The following is a 19,230-nucleotide window of genomic DNA, read 5'->3' as shown; positions in this document are numbered from 1 at the left end:
TGCAAAAAGTTATTTCGATGCGCCCACCTTGCGCATGGCCATGACCCGCGCAATCGATGCCGCCACCAGCGGCAGGGCAATGGTGAAGATCACCATCACAGCACCAAGGGCGTTGATTTCCGGGCTGATCGAGTTGCGCAGCATGGCAAATATCTGGGTCGGGACGGTTTCAACACCGCCCGGCTTCCAGAACAGGGTTCCGGTGATGTCATCAAACGAAATGGTAAAGGCAAACAGCATCCCGGCCATGACGGCAGGCAACATCAGGGGCAGGGTTACTTCGAAGAAGGTCTGCACAGGTGTCGCGCCAAGGCTCATGGCGGCTTCTTCAACGTCGCGGCGGATGGAAACCAGACGCGCCTGAACCACCAGCACCACAAACGGCAGGGTAAAGACCACATGGCCCATCAACAGAAGTCCAAAGCTTTTTGGCATCGACAGGAACTGCAAAAATAGCAGGAGCGCCACAGCCAGAACGACTTCCGGGATCAGGATTGGGGCAACCAGAAGGGTCGAAATGGTCCGTTTCCCGGGGAAATCGTATCTGACCATGGCAAGTGCGGCGAGGGTGCCAAGTGTTGTCGAAATGGCGGCTGTCAGCACACCAAGCAGAAGCGACGTCTTGAACGCCCGCACAATCGCATCATTGTTCCAAAGCGCTTCAAACCAGCGGAATGAAAAGCCTTCGATCGGGAAACTGCCGAACTGATTGGCGTTGAACGCCAGCAGAATGACAACCGCCACCGGCGCAAACAGGAACAGATAGACAAGGATCGTGGCAATTCGGATTACGGACCAACCGGACATCATTTGCTGCTCCGTTACTTAAAGCTCTTGGCGATCTGATCGATGCCGAGATAGCGGGTGTAAATGACGACCAGTGCGCCCAGAAGCGCCAGCAGCACGAGCGAGAGTGCCGAGCCAAGCGGCCAGTTGAGCTGTGTCACGATGGCTTCGAACACAAGGTTGGCAAACATCGCATCACGCGGCCCGCCAAGAACAATCGGGGTGATATAGGTGCCCGCTGCCAGCACAAAGCACAGCAACGATCCCGCCGCCAAACCGGGCATGGACAGCGGCAATGTCACTTCGCGGAAGGCTTGGAAACCGGTGCAGCCAAGGCTTTGGGCGGCTTCGGTCAGGTTCTTGTCGATGCCATCAAGGCTGACATAGACATTCAAAATCATGAAGGGCAGCAGATAGTGCACAAGGCCCAGAACCACGGTCTGCTGGTTATACAACATCTGGATCGGGTCATCGATGATGCCGATTGATATCAAAAGGGTATTAAGCGCGCCGGATGTGCCAAGGATATTGATCCATGACATCGTTCTGATGATGTAGCTGATCCAGAATGGCAGCATCAGCAATAGCAACAGGAACGCCTTGGATTTCATGCGCGTATTGGCAACGAAATAGGCCGGGATATACCCGACAAACGCGCAAATAACCGTGGTGTAAAAGGCAATCAAAAGGGTCTGGAACAGGATGTCGCGATAAAACCGGTCACCCAGAACTTCAATCCAGTTATCGAGATAAAAGCCGACCTGATCCGCACCGGTCGCGGTGCGCAACCAGAATGAATAAACGACAATGAACAGCATTGGCACAATCAGCAGCAGGCTGATGGTTGCCAGTGATGGTGATAGCAGTACCCACGGAGTCCTGCGGGCTCCGGCGACATCTGCGGCCATTTGTGCCTCCCGTTATTATCTGCGGTCAGTGCCGCACCCGGTTATTTGGCCGTGAAGAAATTTGTTGGAGGCATTCCAACCCAGACTTGCACATAGCGCAAATAGATAAGTAGAATAGATCCCATAGCCATTATCTATGTGTGGTGCTGGAAATGTCGGAAAGGTCAGCAGAATGAACGAGTTAATGCGTCGGCAGTTCGACTGGAATCTGCTGCACACCTTTACCGTTATTGTCGAGGAACGCTCGATCACCGGGGCGGCCAACCGGTTATTGCTGCGCCAACCCAGTGTCAGTAACGCGCTCAAACGCCTTGAAGATCAGATTGGCGCGCGCCTGATTGACCGTGAACGCGGCCGGTTTGAAGTCACCGAACAGGGATTGGCGCTTTATCACGAATGCCGCGAAATTTGCGGTGCCATCGGCCGATTGTCGGATGTGATGTCTGATAGTGGCAATCAACTGACCGGGCATTTGCATATGTGGCTGGCCAGTCATGTGGTGTTTCCACCCCTTGATGATGCCCTGTTTGAATTCAATCGCGCCCATCCCGAAGTCACCTATGAAATCGATGTTGCGACCTCGGTCAATGTCGTCGATCAGGTGCTGTCACAGCAGGCCAGCTTTGGCATCTGTCTGGTCAAGGAACGCCATCCCAGACTGGAATATCGCCGTTTGTATCGCGAACATTTCGGATTTTTCTGTGGCCCGACCCATCATCTGTTCGGACAAAAGGACCTGACCCTCGCCGATTTGCGCCGCGAGGCATTCGTATCATTCGCGACCGACCAACTGAGCGATGCACTGGCCCCGGTCGCAGTCCTGCGCGCGCAGGAAGGCATGAAGGGCAAGGTCGTCGCCGTCAGCCCGCACCTTGAAGAAGTCCGTCGCCTGATCAATGCCGGACTTGGTATCGGGCCGCTACCGATCCACGTTGTACAAAGCGCGACCGACCGTGGGCAGCTTTGGCGCCTGCCGCCCTATATCGACCCGCCAGCGATTGATATTTATCTGGTGACCAACCCGCGCATGTCGCTGAGCCGGGCCGAACGGTTCTTTATCGAAAACCTGACTGCGCGACTGGATGCGGCGCCGGACGGCTATTTTGTTTACCCATAAGGTGCAAATTCGTCGGATCACGCCATTGGGACTTGCCACCGGGCAGGGACTTGCGCAAGCATGCGGGCAAATTGAAGTTTGTTGTCAGGATTAAACATGAAGCTGATCTATTTTTCATGGGTCAAGGACCGCATCGGCATGGCGGAAGAGGCCATTGACCTTCCAGATACCGTCAAAACGGTTGCCGACCTGCTGGCATGGTTGCCCGGTCGCGGCGAAAACTTTGCCAATGCCCTGGCTGATCCCGCGATCATTCGCGTCGCGGTCGATCAGGAATATGCCACGCCTGAAACCGACGTCACCAAGGCGACCGAGATCGCGCTGTTCCCACCGGTGACAGGCGGATAATTCATTCCTCATAGAAAAGGGCGCCTTGTTTCCAGGGCGCCCTTTTAATCATCAGACTATTTGATCAGCTTAATCCGCAACCGATGCGGTTTGCGTCAAACTGTCAAAGAACTCCTTGCGGCCCAGCGTGCCGGTCACCTTGCCATCGCGGGTCAGGATGACCGGGTTCTGGGTGATCGATCGCATCTCGATCAGATCCTTAAGCAGCACATCCTCCTGCGCGACAAAGACAATCGAGTTGTCGGTCGCGTCCAGTTCATCGGGCAGGGTGCCGTCATAATTGATCAGCTTAAGCTCGCCGCGTTCGCCATTGTTGGCGGACCGGACAACACCATCCTGCAAAGTGACGCGGATATTGGCGTCTTCGAGCAGGAACTCGGTATTGCCGGATTTCTGATCGCTATCAAGGCGATGCATGATCGCCCGCCCCCGCAGGATATTGACCGGGTTCATATGTGCCACAAAGTCCGCAACATATTCGTTGGCCGGGCGGAGCGCGATGTCTTCTGGCGTGCCATGCTGCACGACATATCCACCTTCCATGATGGCGATCGAATTGCCGAGCTTCATGGCTTCGTCAAGGTCGTGGCTGACAAACAGGATGGTTTTATTGAGCTTCTCCTGCAAATCCAGCAACTCGTCCTGCAGACGGTTGCGGATCAGCGGATCAAGGGCCGAGAACGGCTCGTCCATCAGAAGGATCGGCGCATCGGTGGCAAAGGCACGCGCCAGGCCAACACGTTGCTGCATGCCGCCGGACAGTTCATGGGCATATTTGTTTGCCCATTTATCCAATCCGACAAGCGCCAGCTTTTCACGCACGATCTCGCGGCGCTCAAGCGGACCCATGCCGCCCAGTTCAAGGCCAAAGCCGACATTGTCTTCAACCGTTCGCCACGGGAACAGGGCGAATTGCTGGAAGACCATGGCGACATTTTTACGACGCAGGTTCCGTAATGTTGTGGGATTGCAGCTCGTAACATCGACCATGTCTTCGCCCGCCCGAACGCGAAGCGATCCGCGTGAAACGGCGTTAAGGCCATTCACACAGCGCAGAAGCGATGATTTGCCAGATCCCGAAAGTCCCATCAGGACACAAATCTCGCCCTCGGGAACATCAAAGCTGACATCGGCGACACCAAGAACATTGTTGGTGGCAGCCGCAATCTCTTCGCGGGTTTTGCCCTGATCAAGCAGTTCAAGTGATTCTGCCTGACGGTTGCCAAAGATCACATCAATCTTATCGAATTCAACAGCATTGCTCATGATCACTGCCCCGACTTTTCTTTGTGGTCACGACGGCAGATGCGGTCCAGCACGATGGCCAGAATCACAATTGCCAGACCGGCTTCAAAGCCTTGCGCGATATTCACCGTATTAAGCGCACGCACAACCGGCTTGCCAAGGCCGTCTGCCCCAACAAGGGCTGCAATCACCACCATCGACAGTGACAACATGATGCACTGGGTCAGGCCGGCCATGATCGACGGCATCGCCGATGGCAATTCAACCTTGAACAGCAACTGGCGCGGCGTACAGCCAAAGCTTTCGCCAGCTTCCAGCAGGGATTTCGGCGTGTTGGAAATGCCAAGGTGGGTCAGGCGGATCGGGGCGGCAATCGCAAAGATCACGGTCGAAATAAGACCGGGAACGACACCAAGACCAAACAGGATCAGGGTCGGGATCAGATACACGAATGTCGGGATCGTTTGCATCAGATCAAGGACCGGGCGCATCGCCTGATGCAGCCACGGGCGGTGGGCGGATGCCACGCCAAGCGGCACACCGATCAACATGCAAAACAGCGTCGCATAGATCACCAGCGCCAGCGTTTCCATGGTTTCTTCCCAATAGCCAAGATTGACCACCAGCAACAGGGACAGAACCGTAAATGCCGTCAGTTTCCATGATTTGTGCAAGACAGCGGCAAGCGCCCCAAAGACCGCAATGATCAAAAGGGCAGGCAACCACACCAGAAAATCGATGGTGTTTTCAATAATGAATTCGAGAACATCCGAAACGGTATAGAAAACGAAATCGGCATGTTCGTTCAGCGCATCCATCAGGGACGATATCCACTGTCCCAGCGGAATCTTCGTTTCCGTGAGCCATTCCATGCGAAAAAATCCGTTCAATGAGAATTAAGAAAAATACATCCGATGCGCCCGCATCGGCCGGAAGCCACAAATGGAAACCAGCGGCGGGCGCATCGGTAAAATCAATCGCGGTGCTTAAAGACCAAGACCGGATTTCAGTGCTGCTTTGGCATCGCCACCGTCAAAGGTGGTTACACCGTCAAGCCATGCCATCGCGGCATCCGGGTTGGCTTTAAGCCATGCGGTTGCGGCTTCTGCCGGGTCGGTACCTTCGTTCAGGATCGCGTCCATGATTTCGTTTTCCATGGCGAGGCTGAATTTCAGGTTGGTCACGAATTTACCCGCATTCGGGCATTCGTCGGTGTAACCGGCACGCAGGTTGGTGTGAACAGTCGCACCGCCAAAGTTCGGGCCAAAGACATCATCGCCACCATCAAGATAGGCCATGTCATATTTCGCATTCATCGGATGCGGTTCCCAACCGAGGAAGACGATGAACTGATCGCGCGATGATTTGCGGCTTACTTCTGCCAGCATGCCCTGTTCGGAGGACTCAACAAGCTCGAACTCGCCCAGACCGAACTGGTTGCTGTCGATCATGTCCTGGATAAGACGGTTGCCGTCATTGCCCGGCTCGATGCCATAAATCTCGCCATCAAGCTGATCCTTGAACTTTGCAATATCTGCAAAGTCCTTAAGGCCCGCATCAAAGGCGTTCTGGCTCACGGCAAGGGTGTATTTCGCACCTTCAAGGTTTGCGCCGGTCGACACAACGGTGCCTTTATCAAGGTAAGGCTGAATATCGGCTGCCATGGTCGGCATCCAGTTGCCGAGGAAGACGTCAACGTCGCCGTTGGCAAGGCTCGTGTAGGTGACCGGTACCGACAGCAATTCGGTTTCCGCGGTGTAGCCAAGTGATTCAAGGATCACGGATGCGGTCGCGGTGGTTGCGGTGATGTCGGTCCAGCCCACATCAGAGAAAGTCACGGTTTTGCAGGCATCGCTATCGGCTGCTTTGGCAGCAGTGGCACCCAAAAAGGTGGTCGCAATAATGGTGCTGCCAAGAAGGCGGCCGAACGTGGAAAGATTGGTCATGCTTCTGGTTCTCCCTTGTATAAACCTGATGTTGCTGATGACCGGATTTGGCCGGTCATCAGAAGACGCTCGGTTCCGGAGGCCAGACGAACATCAACGCAACAAACATGTCGCCAACACTCGCCCAGAGCCATCAACCACATTCCCCTGAATGGGTGTGATGGGCCGGAATAATCACAAAAACAGCCGCATAGCCGCGCAGCAAAGGCCAAAAGCCCTGAGAAACGCGCCGCATATGTCGGCGTGTTTTTATTGATTGATTGTTCAATTAAATTACAGCATATTCACGAGACGTCAATTGCGAAGGATTAAAAACTGCGTCTTATGCTGTTGCACCGGCGTTAAACCCTTCGCAACGCAGAGGATTGGATGAATTAATGCCCAAAGTTGGTATGCAGCCTGTACGCCGCAGGCAGTTGATCGACGCAACGATTGAAACCATTCACCAGCACGGATTCGCCGACACCACGATTGCGCGGATCTCTAAGGCTGCCGGTATGTCGTCCGGGATTATTTCGCACTATTTTGGCGGCAAGAACGCCCTGTTGCAGGAAACCATGCGCTCCCTGATGAAGGATTTGCGCAATGACTACATGGTGCGACTGGCAACGGCCAAAACGCCGATGGACCGTCTCGAAGCGATCATCAATACCAACTTCAACGAAGAACAGTTCACCCCGCAGGTGACAGTGGCCTGGTTGTCCTTCTGGGCGCAGGTGCCGTTTTCTGATCAGTTGCGGCGTCTGAACAATATCTATTTTCAGCGCCTTGCATCCAATCTGCGGCACGAGTTGCGTCAATTGACCACCGAAGAATGCGCAGATGAAATCTCGTCTGCAATTGCCGCCATGGTTGACGGCATCTGGGTGCGAACCGGTCTGTCACGCGGACAGGCCGACATTGCAGGGGCGCGCAAGATGGTGCTGGGCACCTTGCGCCTGTATCTGGCGAATTCGCCCAGTCCGGCAAAGTGCCCGAAAAAGCACGCAAAGAAGTAATCGAACCAAACACAAAGACCACGGCTGCCGGTTGCCCCGGTGGCCTGCAGGAGTTTTAAGATGAGCCTTTATCAAATCCAGAATTTCATCAATGGCAAGAAGACCCAGGGTTCGGGCGCAGAGATGGTTACCCTTAACCCTGCGACCAACACGGTTCTTGCCAAGGGCCACGAAAGCACGGCAGCTGATGTGGATGCCGCGGTCAAGGCCGCCCGCGCAGGGTTCGAAATTTGGAAAAATACGCCGGCAGCCGAACGGGCACGTGTACTTTTCAAGGCCGCCCAGATCCTGCGGGATCGCAATGATGAACTGGCGCTGGTTGAAACCCGTGATACCGGGCGTGCCATTCAGGAAACTGAAATTGTCGATGTGATTTCAGGTGTCGAATGCCTTGAATACTTTGCCGGTGTCGCCGGAAGCCTTGCGGGCGAACATATCGATCTTGCAGGTAACTTTGCCTATACCCGCCGCGAACCGGTCGGGGTTTGTGGTGCCATCGGTGCCTGGAACTATCCGATCCAGATTGCTTGCTGGAAGGCGGCCCCGGCATTGGCATGCGGCAACGCGGTTGTTTACAAGCCGTCCGAAACCACGCCGCTTTCGGCCATTGCGGTTGCCGAGGCCCTTAAAGAAGCTGGTCTTCCCGATGGCGTTTACAACGTCGTACAAGGCGCGCGCGAAAGCGGTGCCGCACTGGTTGAACATCCGGGCGTTGACAAGATTTCCCTGACCGGATCGGCCGCAACCGGTGCCAAGGTGGCCTCTGTTGCCGCAGGTGGCATGAAGGCCGTTACCATGGAACTGGGTGGCAAGTCGCCGATGATCGTGTTCGAAGATGCCGATCTGGATAACGCTGTTTCCGGTGCGCAGATGGCGAACTTCTATTCATCGGGTCAGATTTGCTCGAACGGGACGCGTGTGTTTGTCCATGAAAGCGTTGCCGATGCATTCATCGAAAAGCTGATCGCACGCTCCAGGGATCTTGTTCTCGGCGATCCGGAAAAACCTGAAACTCAGGTCGGCCCGATTGTCACCAAGGCCCAGTATGACCAGGTCATGTCCTATATCGAAAAGGGCAAAGCAGAGGGTGCCAAATGCGTTCTTGGCGGCCATGCCGTCACTGAAGGCATGCCAGAAGGCGGACTTTTTGTTGCACCGACCGTGTTTGCCGACTGCACCGATGACATGACCATCGTGCGCGAGGAAATCTTTGGCCCGGTAATGTCTGTCCTGACCTTTAGCGACGAAGACGAAGTGATCAAGCGCGCCAATGACACCGAATACGGTCTGGCGGCTGGTGTGTTCACCAAGGATCTGTCGCGTGGCCATCGCGTGGTCGCACGGCTTGAGGCCGGCACCTGCTGGATCAACACCTATAACATCACGCCGATCGAAATGCCGTTTGGCGGTGTCAAGAAATCGGGCGTTGGCCGCGAAAACGGCCGTGCGGCGATTGAATATTACACCCGCATCAAATCCGTTTATGTCGAAACCGGCGATGTTGAGGCCCCTTACTAAGGGGTTTTGACCAACCAACGTCGCCAACCACTCACCGGCTGCCCACACAGCACGACCAAACAAGGGATCAGAAATGACGACCCCAACGACCACTGAAAAATATGATTATGTGATTGTCGGTTCAGGTTCGGCAGGGGCTGTGCTTGCCAACCGACTGACCGAAGATGCTGAGGTTAAGGTTCTGGTGATCGAAGCCGGACCGAAGGATCACTGGTGGGACTGGCGCATCCATATGCCGACAGCGCTGTCCTATCCGATGCAGTCGGAAACCTATAACTGGGCCTATTGGACAACGCCGCAGCCCAACCTGAACAACCGCCGCATGGAAACGCCGCGTGGCCGCGTTTATGGCGGTTCAAGTTCGGTCAACGGCATGGCCTATGTCCGTGGTCACGCCCTTGATTACAATCGCTGGGCCGAAGAAGACGCAAGCCTCAAGGAATGGGATTATGCACGCTGCCTGCCTTATTTCCGCAAGGCCGATACGCGCAACGAAGACACCGAAGGCGATGAATATCACGGCGGTGATGGTCCGCTGCATGTGACGACCGGTGCCTGTCAGAACGACCTGCACAAAGCATGGATCAAGGCCGGTCAGCAGGCCGGGTACGAATTCACCCCGGATCAGAACGGCTATCGCCAGGAAGGTCTCGGGACCATGGATATGACGGTCTATAAGGGCCGTCGCTGGTCAACCGCGCGCGCCTATCTGCATCCGGCGATGAAGCGCCCGAACCTGACTGTTTATCACAAGGCCTTTGCTCAACGTGTTGTTTTCGAAGGAAAACGTGCCATCGGCCTCGACTTTTTCCATGACGGCGAAAACAAGCGCGCCCTTGTTGATCGTGAAGTGATCATTTCGGCCGGTTCGATCAACTCGCCAAAGCTTTTGATGCTTTCGGGTGTTGGTCCGGCAGCCCATCTGCGCGAACATGGCATTGATGTTGTCCATGATCTGCCCGGTGTTGGTGAAAACCTTCAGGACCATCTGGAGCTTTATGTTCAGATGGAATGCACCAAACCCATCAGCCTGAACAGCAAACTCGATTGGTGGAACAAGCTTAAGATCGGGGCGGAATGGTATTTGTTCAAAACCGGTCTTGGTGCCAGCAACCATTTCGAGGCGGGCGGCTTTATCCGTTCCAAGGCGGGCGTGCAGCACCCAGACATTCAGTATCACTTCCTGCCAGCCGCGATTAACTATAACGGCTCCAAGGCGGCCGAAGGCGATGGCTTCCAGGCCCATGTCGGTCCGATGCGTTCCAAATCGCGCGGCACGGTTCGTCTGGCATCCGCCAACCCCAAGGATCGCCCGATCATTGATCCGAACTATATGAGCCACCCGGAAGACTGGGAAGAAATGCGGGCGTCTGTTCGTCTGACGCGTGAAATCTTTGCCCAGGAAGCCTTTGCTGATCTGCGCGGGGCGGAAATTGCACCGGGCAAGGACATCCAGACCGATGAAGAGATCGACGCCTTTGTCGCCGATCACGCCGAAAGTGCTTATCACCCGTCCTGTTCGTGCAAGATGGGCAGTGATGAGATGTCGGTGGTCGACGAGAAAACCCGCGTCCATGGCGTCGAAGGTCTGCGTGTGGTCGACAGCTCGATCATGCCGTCCATCGCATCGGGCAACCTCAATGCCCCGACGATCATGATCGGTGAAAAGGCGGCTGACATCATTCGTGGCAAAACGCCGCTGGCACCGTCGAACGCACCGTATTTCGTGCATTCCGAATGGGAAACCAAACAGCGTTAAGCTCTGTGATTTCAACGAAAATCTCCTGCATTTCGTCAGGGGATTTTTTTGTGCGCGACTGAGGATCAATGACGACGCGATGTGGCGCGTGGCCGGTCGCGACGCTGTATGGGGACGTTATTGTTGCCATTTGCACGCTGTTGCAGGCTTGCACCTATGGCAACACCAATACCGCAGCCGACAGCGATGCCAATGGCAATATTGGGAGTAAGGTTGTTGGTGATTACGCCGAGAATTATCCCAGCAGCCGTGCCCAGAACGCTGCCGCTGATAAGGCAAATTGCTAATGGCATATCGTTCAGCCTTCCTTTTGGTGACGTTGATCAAACCTTGCCCATGATGCGTTATCGCGGCCCAGGCAGGCAAATAGAATATCGGTATCGTTGAACAAGGTGATTGCATTTGGGCCAAGGCCACGCGATCATCCCGGCATATTGTATGCAATCCTTGCGACATACAGCCAAAACGAAGAATTACCGCCATGCAAGAAATCAGCCTGCTTAATTCCGTCATTGGTCCCGTCATGCGCGGGCCGTCCAGTTCGCATTGTGCCGCCCCCTATATGATGGCAAAGCTCGTGCGTGAGCTTTCCTGTGCCAATGGCGAAACCCTTAAAAATGCGGTCATCCGCTTTGATCCGCGCGGCTCTTTCGCGCCGGTTTATGCTGCGCAAAGCTCGGACGAAAACTTTGCCGCAGGGCTTGCTGGGGCGAAACTGACCGATGCGGATTATCGTGACATTCTGGGGCGGGTAGAGCGCGGGGAGGGTTTCCAGTTCGCGGTCGAAGTGACCGAACTTGAAAACAACAACCACCCCAACCGTGTCGATTTGGAACTTAGCGTTGTCACCGCCGATGGCACGGATCGCACCGATCTGTATACAGGTGCCTCGGTCGGTGGCGGGATGTATTATATCGACAGTCGAAATGGTGAACGCCTGTTCATGACGGGCAAGACCGCGACTGTATTTATCTGGGGACCGGCAGCGGTGGCAGATGCCGATGCGTTGGCAACTGACATGACGTCGGGCGAAAATAGCCTGCTTGGTGTGTCGGTTGAACCCGATCATGAACGGGTCGAAATCGCGCTACAGGCCTTGCCGAATACGGACCTTCTGGCAGCACTTCGTGCCCGCAACGGGATCACGGATGTGCGCTTTGCCGACGCATCACAATATCCGGTCTGTGCCACCGATGATCTGTTTTCGCAAAGTGCCGACGTAATTGCCGTTGCCGATGACGCCGAAGGCGGATCCATCGCCGATGCAGCATTGGCGTTGGAGGCAAAGCGCCTTGGCCTGTCGCGCGATGCGACCCGCGCTTTGTTCCGCGAGCGCTGCGAACTGATGCTGCGCGTCGTGGCCGAGGGGTTTGATGCCAAGCCTGATGACAATGTCATGCGCTTCCTGACACTGCGTGCGCGCAACGTGCGTGATGCCAATCTGCCTGCTGGGCTTGGCGGTCCGGTTTTGCAGGATGCGATGGCCGGTGCATTGTCGGCCATGGAACGTGATAGTAACCGGGGGCTTGTGTGCGCGGCCCCAACCGCGGGCAGTGCCGGTGTTGTGCCGGGCACGCTGTATGGTCTGATCCGTCATGGCATTGATCTTGATAGGGCGACGGATGCGCTGCAAACCATGGCGCTGATCGGGGCGGTGTTTGCTGCACGCGGGACATTTGCTGCCGAATGCGGTGGGTGTTCGGTGGAAACCGGCGCGTCTGCCGCAATGGCGGCTGCCGGGGTGGCGCAGGCCTATGGCGGCACGCCCAAGCAATGCTTTGATGCGGCCAGCATGTGTCTGATGAATACCCTTGGGCTTGTCTGTGACCCGGTGGGCGGGGATGTCGAAATCCCGTGTCATGCGCGCAATGTGGCCGGGGTGTCGCATGCCTTTTCATCGGCGATGGCGGTACTGGCCGGGTTTGATGCGGTGCTGGAATATGACGAGTTGGTCGATCAGACGGTGAAGATCGGCAATATGATGCATCCTGATTTGCGCTGCACAGCGCGCGGTGGCTGTGCCGCCACCAAAACCGCCCTTCGCATGGTCGAGGCAGTTAGTCAAAAACCTTAAAACGCTGATTCTCAAGGTTCTATTGCCTGCCAACAGCAAAAACCAGTGCCGCAGGTATCACGCTTTGTTGGCTGCTTTACGCAATCGTTCTGCTTGGACTTGGCCGGTTTTGGCATAATCGGCGAAAAGCGGGTTTAAGGCCGGAAAAAGGGCAGTTTTTCCTTGATAGGTCGGTCGGATTGGGCAGGATAAGCCCACATCCATTTACAAATATGAGGGTTCCTCATGTTCACCCCGAACTTGCTGACCGCCAATGACCAGGCAGGCCAATATCCTGATTCCTATTACGCCGCGACGGCGAATGCGACCGCACCCTTCGCCAAGCTTGAAGGGGATCAGACCTGCGACATTGTCATCATTGGTGGCGGCTTTACCGGGCTGTCATCCGCATTGCATCTGGCAGAGCGCGGCTATGACGTGATCCTGCTTGAAGCTCACCGGGTCGGCTGGGGCGCGTCGGGGCGTAATGGCGGGCAGGTCGGGTCCGGCCAGCGGCGTGAACAGGATGAACTTGAGCAGATGGTCGGGCGCGACGATGCGCATAAGCTTTGGGGTATCGCCGAAGAGTCAAAGGACGTCGTCAAGGCCCTGATCGCCAAGCATAATATCCAGTGCGACTGGAAGCCGGGCATTTTGCATGCCGATCACCGTGCACGCTTTGTCGAACATTCCCATGCCTACGCCGAAAAGCTTCAGGCCGAATATGGCTATGAGGATATCCGGTTTGTTGATCGCGATGAAATGCGCGCGATGCTGGGCACCGAATTTTATCATGGCGGGTCGCTTGATACAGGGGCGGGGCATTTGCATCCGCTGAACTTCGCCCTTGGTCTGGCCGATGCAGCACGCAACGCCGGTGCACGCATTTTCGAGGGCGCGGTTGTCACGTCATATGAAAATCAGGCGGGCAAGGTCACGGTAAAAACCAAGGATGGCAGCGTTGTTAGCGCTAACAAGCTTATCCTTGGCTGCAACGGGTATCTTGATGCATTGGATGATCGGGTGGCAAAGCGGGTCATGCCGATCAACAATTTCGTCATTGCCACCGAGCCGCTTGGCGATGATCTGGCGCGCGAACTGATCCGCGATGATGTCGCGGTCGCGGACTCAAAATTCGTGATCAATTACTACCGGCTGAGTGCGGATAAACGCATGCTGTTTGGTGGCGGGGAAACCTATGGCTATAATTTCCCGCGTGACATCAAGGCGTTCGTGTCGCCGCATATGCTGGAAGTCTATCCGCAGCTGAAAGACGTCAAGATTGATTATGGCTGGGGTGGGACGCTGGCGATCACGATGAACCGTATGCCGTTTTTTGAGAAGATCGAAGATAACGTCTTTACCGCGTCGGGCTATTCCGGGCATGGGGTTGCGATGGCAACCCTTGCCGGACAGATCATGGCCGACGCCGTTTCCGGCACCATGGAACGGTTTGACGTGATGGCCAATATCAAAACTCCGGTGTTCCCGGGCGGGAAGATGTTGCGCTTCCCGATGCTGGTGGCCGCGATGCTGTGGTATTCGATCCGAGACAAGCTTTGATCTGATGTGACGTGAGGTGCTTAGCGCTTTGAAAGGCGCTAAGCCATTTTGCGTCCTTCATCTTTGTCTTTTTTGTTCCGGGCACTGGTGTCCTGATCACCGGTGTCGGGCACCGTGGTATTCTGGTTGCCCGTATCGGGCGTACTGTCAGGGGTGCGGGCGCCAGATGGATCTGCATCCGTTGTATCGGTCTTAACGACCTGTGTGTCTTGGTCCATATTATCGGATGCGCCGCGTGCGGTCAGAAGTGCCTTGGTGCGTTCCCATTTTTTAGGGTTCAAAGCCAAAGTGGTCGCGTCGCTGAAAGAGACGTCATACCCGCGGTTAAGGGCTGCCTGCATGGTTGCCTTGACGCAGAAATCGCCGTCCAGACCGACAATGATCAGTTTGCCGACTTTCTGACGATCCAGAACGCGGTCAAGTTCAGGTTCGCTGAAGCCATCCGCGCGCGCCTTGACGATATCATGGTCGATATCGCCATTGATCCGTTCATCAAGATCAAGGCCCTTGGACTTGGGACTGCCGCGACCTTCATTCAGGAGCTTTACGAGAAAGTTGATGTACCAACCGCGGAATGTCTGGCGGATCGAGATCACCGGCGTTCCATTGGCGTTTGCGGCTTCAACCAGTTTGTTGATTGCAGAGATCAGTTTATCGACCATGTCGGCCGGATAGGCATGCTTGCCGTCCGAACTGGTGAAATCTTCCTGGACGTCAACGATCAGAAGGGCGCTATTGGGCCGCTCTGCGAGATTGATCTTTTTGCCCTTGCTGGGGGCGAGGTGATGGCGTTGGCCATAGATGGTGTAGGCGATGGCACCCACCAGTAAAATGACAATAAGAGTGATCACCGACCACATGTCCAGGCTCTCCGTTTCGTCGTCTCAGGTCGCTTCGTAAATCTACTTTGCAATCGGACTTAAAGACCATCGGTGAACCGGGCAGTTCAGGTGCGGTAACGCACTGAACCACACCCGACCGTTTTGGGGCGGGTGTTCCAGGCCAGATGTATCCAATTGTCAGAATGCCGGATGCCGCGTTGCGGCGCGTCCAATGGACGTCACGAACAGAGCTATTTTTTTCTAGTCTTCCAGCATTCTTCATAACCATATGAAATCGTAATCATTTAAATTTGTCAACTTAGCCGACAAAAAGCAAACCCGCGGTTTTGCGGGCTTCGTGGTTATGTGTATCTGATTGCCTAACGTTTCAGGATCAGTTTGGTTCCCAACTTGATACCGGGTCATAGCGTTCGCCCTTGGACAGGATCACGCCATTGTGGGCGGCAATGCCGACTTCAAAGCTTGAAGCGATGCGAAGGGCCCGTTCCATGAAATGTCTGGCGGCGGGTTCTTCGCAAAATTCCGAAAGGGTTTGGGCAAAGAGTTGCAGCCATCGGTCAAAATGATGGCGGGTGATCTTGAGCGGCAAGTGCTTTTGCATCGGGCGCCCGTCATAGTTGCCAGTCGCCAGCGCGACCGAGGACCAGAACATCACCATGCGATCAAGATGATGGTCCCAGTTATCGACCTTTTCATCAAACACCGGGCCTAGCAGGTCGTCGTCGCGCACCTTGGCGTAAAAGCCATGCACAATGTTCTTGATCATGTCCGTATCAATGCCGGTATCTTCCTTGATACGCCGCGTGGCAATTTCGCGACGTTCCTTGATTTCGGCAAGGGTTGGCTGTTTTTCGGACATGGTAAAGGGCCTGTTTTGCGCATCAACTGAAACCGCTTTAAACGACGAAGCGATTTTCGGACATGACATATGTCACTTTGTGTCCGAACGCAAACAGATCGCCTGTTATGGCATTATCGGTCAGGCAAAGCGATCATGCAGTCCGTAATAACGATAGCCGATAGAACGCGCCATACGCCGCAATGACGCCATCGGGAATTTTTCCATTGGTGTCGTCAACACGGCACCCAGATCCTCTTCATCGCAGGTACCCAGCATCCGTTCTGCCAGAAGCTTGCCACCCAGACTTGCCATCGCCACCCCGTTGCCATGCCAGGCAAGGGCGGTCCAGACATCGTGATGACCCGGAACCCGCCCGATATAAGGCCGCCAGCTTTGCGACAGGCAGGCAAGCCCGTTCCAGTGATGGGTAAAGGCAACATCCTGCCAGGCCGGGAACATGCGTTTGAAATTATCAAGCAGATCCTGTTTGCCTGCGGCAAAGGCCTTGGGCGTTGCTGTAATCCCGCCGCGTCCACCAAACAGAAAACGATTATCAGGCAGCTTGCGGAAATAATGCAGCAGAATGCGGCTGTCAAAAGCCATCAGGTCACTGGTCCAGCCTTGATTTTCCAGCTCATCCGCGCGAAGCGGACGGGTAATCAGAATACCCGAAAAGACCGGCATCAAACGTCCGCCAATCCAATCGGGCAGGTTTTCCGCACTATATCCGTTGGTGGCGATGACGATCTTGGCCGCCGTGATTTGGGTGTTGCCGGAATAAAGGCGATAGGTATCACCATCTTCCTCAAACCGTTCGATGGTTGCCTGTTCGAATATCCGAACACCTGCGTGAACGCATTGTTCATGCAAGCCCGAAAGATACTTCATCGGGTTGATGCCAAAACCGGCCTGAACATGCAAACCGCCATACGTTTCCGCCGCACAAAGGCCGCGTTCCTTCAATGCGTCGCGGCTTAGAAGCTCTGTCGGGATGGTCGTGAAATGGGACAGTTCCTGTGCCTCATGGGCCAGTTCGGCGACCCGGTTGGGTTTATGCGCCAGAACCACTTCGCCGTCAGAATGGCGATCCGCATCAATATCCCAGTCATTTAGGCGTTGATCCACCAGATCAATGGCATCGCGTTGATGACGGGCAAACTGTTTGACAGCGTCTTCACCAAAACTCTTTGCCAGTTGGCCAAATCCCTTGCCACTGCCACCCATGCAGCAAAAACCGCCATTACGCCCCGACGCGCCCCAACCGGACCGGCCAGCATCAAAAACCGCAACACTTGCGCCGTTCTTCGCCAGTTCCAGGGCCGTCGACAGGCCGCAATAACCGCCACCGATAATGGCGATATCGGTTTTAAGCTGGCCTTCTTCGGGCAGGGTTTCACAGGCAGGAAGTGGTGATGCACTTTCGACCCAATAGCTGTCAGGCAGGGTATCGGTGCGATAGGCGGCGGGTTGATAGATACGTTTTAGCATGGTGGGCTCTTTTGGGGCTTGGCTTGGGTGAGGGGCGGTGGGATGTGCGTGCCTGTGGGGCAGGCTTTGGTGGGCGGCTTGTTATCGCTGTAATCAAAAATACCCGGCAATGATAGCTCATGCCGGGTATTTGGGTAAGTTTTTGTAATCAGGGTCTGGTTACATTTTGCCAAGTTTCTTCGCGGTCTCGTCAAAGGCGGCGCGCGCCCGTTTGACCAGCTCGTCGATTTCTTCCTTGGTGATGCAAAGTGGCGGCGACAGAACCATGCGATCACCACAGGCACGCATGATCACGCCATTGGCAACGCAGGCATCGCGGCACATGGTGCCAACGGTGCCCGGCTTGTCGAACATCTTGCGGGTTTTCTTGTCATCCACCAGCGGCATACCGGCAATCAGACCAACGGTTTCAACCGCACCGACCAGCGGGTGGTCTTCAAGGGTTTTCAGTGCCTTGGCGAAATACGGGCCGATATCGTCCTTGACGCGTTCGACCATCTTTTCTTCACGCAGGATGCGAATGTTCTCAAGCGCCACAGCCGCACATGCCGGATGACCGGAATAGGTAAAGCCGTGGGTGAATTCACCGCATTCATTGATCAGCACATCGGCAACCCGATCGCCAACCATGACAGCCGAGATTGGCAAATAACCCGAAGACATGCCCTTTGCCATTGGCATCAGGTCCGGCTTGATATCAAAGGTGTCCGAGCCAAACCATTCGCCGGTCCTGCCAAAGCCGCAAATGACTTCGTCAGCAATCAGAAGGATGTCGTATTTTTTGCAGATACGCTGAATTTCAGGCCAGTAGGTTGATGGCGGAATGATCACGCCACCAGCCCCCTGGATCGGTTCACCGATAAAGGCACCGACGCGGTCTGCACCAAGTTCCTTGATCTTTTCTTCAAGCTTGCGGGCCGCAATCAGGCCGAATTCCTCGGGGGTGTGATCGCCGCCTTCGCCGTACCAGTATGGCTGATCGATATGAACGATATCGCGCACCAGCGCACCGCCCTGCGAATGCATGCCCGACATCCCGCCAAGCGACGCACCGGCAACGGTGGAGCCGTGATAGGCGTTCTTGCGGCTGATGATGGTGGTGCGTTCCGGTTTGCCCTTAAGGTTCCAGTACTGGTGCACCATACGGACAACCGTGTCGTTCGCTTCCGAGCCGGAATTGGCATAGAAAACGTGGTTCAGACCTTCTGGCGTGATTTCGGCAAGAACTTTGGAAAGCTCGATCGCCGGGGTATTCGCGCACTGGAAGAAGTTGTTGTAATAGGGCAGTTCAAGCATCTGCTTGTAGGCGGCTTCGGCAAGTTCCTTGCGGCCATAACCGATATTGACACACCACAGGCCCGCCATGCCATCAAGATAGCGTTTGCCGTTGGAATCTTCGATAAAGACGCCTTCGGCACGTGTGATAACCCGGGTGCCACGATTGTTCAGGTCCGCCGTATCGGTGAACGGGTGAATGTGGTGAGCCTGATCAATATCCTGCCAATAGGCGGTTTTGTCGAAATTATTCATAACGTCTCCTGACAGCGGCGCTGCTCTGCTTTCGTGCGATATGTTGAACATCCGACCTTAGTGTTCGTTTTTTCGAACACCTTTGCAAGAGGATTTTTCGACAATCTTCTTGAGGAATTCAAGGTCAGTTTTTGTTACCTGGCGGTCGATGTGAGTGGTCTGTGCTGCTGAACCATCCTGTCGCGCCAGAAAATTGTGCATTGCATGATTTGCACGATATATCGAACGAAGGGGCTTGACCGGGGCTATCCGGCGCGGCACGATGCGTTACAGTTTAATAACAGGCCT

General features: G+C 55.1%; 17 protein-coding genes. 8 read left to right on the top strand and 9 right to left on the bottom strand.

Annotated elements, in window-relative coordinates:
- Positions 1-9: 9 nt before the first annotated feature.
- Positions 10-810 carry an ABC transporter permease gene (locus tag TH2_RS17950; RefSeq protein ID WP_008891864.1) on the bottom strand — a complete coding sequence of 267 codons (801 nt, stop codon included), beginning with the start codon at positions 808-810 and terminating at the stop codon, positions 10-12.
- A gap of 11 nt (positions 811-821) precedes the next feature.
- Positions 822-1,694 carry an ABC transporter permease gene (locus TH2_RS17945; protein WP_008891863.1) on the bottom strand — a complete coding sequence of 291 codons (873 nt, stop codon included), beginning with the start codon at positions 1,692-1,694 and terminating at the stop codon, positions 822-824.
- 172 nt (positions 1,695-1,866) lie between these two features.
- Here TH2_RS17945 and TH2_RS17940 point away from each other — a divergent pair, with 172 nt between their 5' ends.
- Complete coding sequence (locus tag TH2_RS17940; RefSeq protein WP_129542731.1) at positions 1,867-2,811, top strand: LysR family transcriptional regulator; 945 nt, start codon at positions 1,867-1,869, stop codon at positions 2,809-2,811.
- A gap of 96 nt (positions 2,812-2,907) precedes the next feature.
- Complete coding sequence (gene moaD, locus TH2_RS17935) at positions 2,908-3,159, top strand: molybdopterin converting factor subunit 1 (protein WP_008891861.1); 252 nt, start codon at positions 2,908-2,910, stop codon at positions 3,157-3,159.
- A 69-nt stretch (positions 3,160-3,228) separates the two neighbouring features.
- On the opposite strand, the gene choV is transcribed toward moaD, so the two are convergent.
- The 3 genes from choV to TH2_RS17920 form a co-directional block, all read right to left on the bottom strand.
- The gene (gene choV, locus TH2_RS17930) at positions 3,229-4,425 is read right to left on the bottom strand and encodes a choline ABC transporter ATP-binding protein (RefSeq protein ID WP_040824586.1); all 1,197 of its coding nucleotides are present in this window, start codon (positions 4,423-4,425) and stop codon (positions 3,229-3,231) included.
- A 2-nt stretch (positions 4,426-4,427) separates the two neighbouring features.
- Positions 4,428-5,276, bottom strand: coding sequence for a choline ABC transporter permease subunit (choW, locus tag TH2_RS17925; protein ID WP_008891859.1), 849 nt, complete (start codon positions 5,274-5,276; stop codon positions 4,428-4,430).
- Positions 5,277-5,390: 114 nt separating this feature from the next.
- Positions 5,391-6,350, bottom strand: a complete 960-nt coding sequence (locus TH2_RS17920) for a choline ABC transporter substrate-binding protein (RefSeq protein ID WP_008891858.1) — start codon at positions 6,348-6,350, stop codon at positions 5,391-5,393.
- A gap of 377 nt (positions 6,351-6,727) precedes the next feature.
- Between TH2_RS17920 and betI the strand changes: the two genes are divergently transcribed.
- From betI to TH2_RS17890, 6 genes are all read left to right on the top strand, one after another.
- Positions 6,728-7,348, top strand: coding sequence for a choline-binding transcriptional repressor BetI (gene betI, locus TH2_RS21830; RefSeq protein ID WP_008891857.1), 621 nt, complete (start codon positions 6,728-6,730; stop codon positions 7,346-7,348).
- 60 nt (positions 7,349-7,408) lie between these two features.
- Complete coding sequence (gene betB / locus TH2_RS17910) at positions 7,409-8,866, top strand: betaine-aldehyde dehydrogenase (RefSeq protein WP_008891856.1); 1,458 nt, start codon at positions 7,409-7,411, stop codon at positions 8,864-8,866.
- Positions 8,867-8,939: 73 nt separating this feature from the next.
- Positions 8,940-10,625, top strand: a complete 1,686-nt coding sequence (gene betA / locus TH2_RS17905) for a choline dehydrogenase (protein WP_008891855.1) — start codon at positions 8,940-8,942, stop codon at positions 10,623-10,625.
- 68 nt (positions 10,626-10,693) lie between these two features.
- Positions 10,694-10,912 (top strand): hypothetical protein, encoded by a 219-nt coding sequence (locus TH2_RS17900; RefSeq protein WP_008891854.1) that lies wholly within the window; start codon positions 10,694-10,696, stop codon positions 10,910-10,912.
- A 194-nt stretch (positions 10,913-11,106) separates the two neighbouring features.
- A complete protein-coding gene (locus TH2_RS17895) occupies positions 11,107-12,699 on the top strand; it encodes an L-serine ammonia-lyase, iron-sulfur-dependent, subunit alpha (protein ID WP_008891853.1) in 1,593 nt (530 codons plus the stop codon).
- A 225-nt stretch (positions 12,700-12,924) separates the two neighbouring features.
- A complete protein-coding gene (locus TH2_RS17890; protein ID WP_008891852.1) occupies positions 12,925-14,241 on the top strand; it encodes an NAD(P)/FAD-dependent oxidoreductase in 1,317 nt (438 codons plus the stop codon).
- A 38-nt stretch (positions 14,242-14,279) separates the two neighbouring features.
- Here TH2_RS17890 and TH2_RS17885 read toward each other — a convergent pair whose 3' ends face one another.
- The 4 genes from TH2_RS17885 to TH2_RS17870 form a co-directional block, all read right to left on the bottom strand.
- The gene (locus TH2_RS17885) at positions 14,280-15,101 is read right to left on the bottom strand and encodes a cysteine hydrolase family protein (RefSeq protein WP_008891851.1); all 822 of its coding nucleotides are present in this window, start codon (positions 15,099-15,101) and stop codon (positions 14,280-14,282) included.
- A 355-nt stretch (positions 15,102-15,456) separates the two neighbouring features.
- A complete protein-coding gene (locus TH2_RS17880) occupies positions 15,457-15,942 on the bottom strand; it encodes a group III truncated hemoglobin (RefSeq protein WP_008891850.1) in 486 nt (161 codons plus the stop codon).
- Positions 15,943-16,062: 120 nt separating this feature from the next.
- Positions 16,063-17,412, bottom strand: a complete 1,350-nt coding sequence (locus tag TH2_RS17875; RefSeq protein ID WP_008891849.1) for an NAD(P)/FAD-dependent oxidoreductase — start codon at positions 17,410-17,412, stop codon at positions 16,063-16,065.
- Positions 17,413-17,571: 159 nt separating this feature from the next.
- Positions 17,572-18,942, bottom strand: coding sequence for an aspartate aminotransferase family protein (locus TH2_RS17870; protein ID WP_008891848.1), 1,371 nt, complete (start codon positions 18,940-18,942; stop codon positions 17,572-17,574).
- Between the last annotated feature and the right edge of the window lie 288 nt (positions 18,943-19,230).

This window comes from Thalassospira profundimaris WP0211 (assembly GCF_000300275.1).
Taxonomy (GTDB): domain Bacteria; phylum Pseudomonadota; class Alphaproteobacteria; order Rhodospirillales; family Thalassospiraceae; genus Thalassospira; species Thalassospira profundimaris.
The sequence above is the reverse complement of the archived record's forward strand: the minus strand, read 5'-3'. Positions and strand labels throughout refer to the sequence as shown.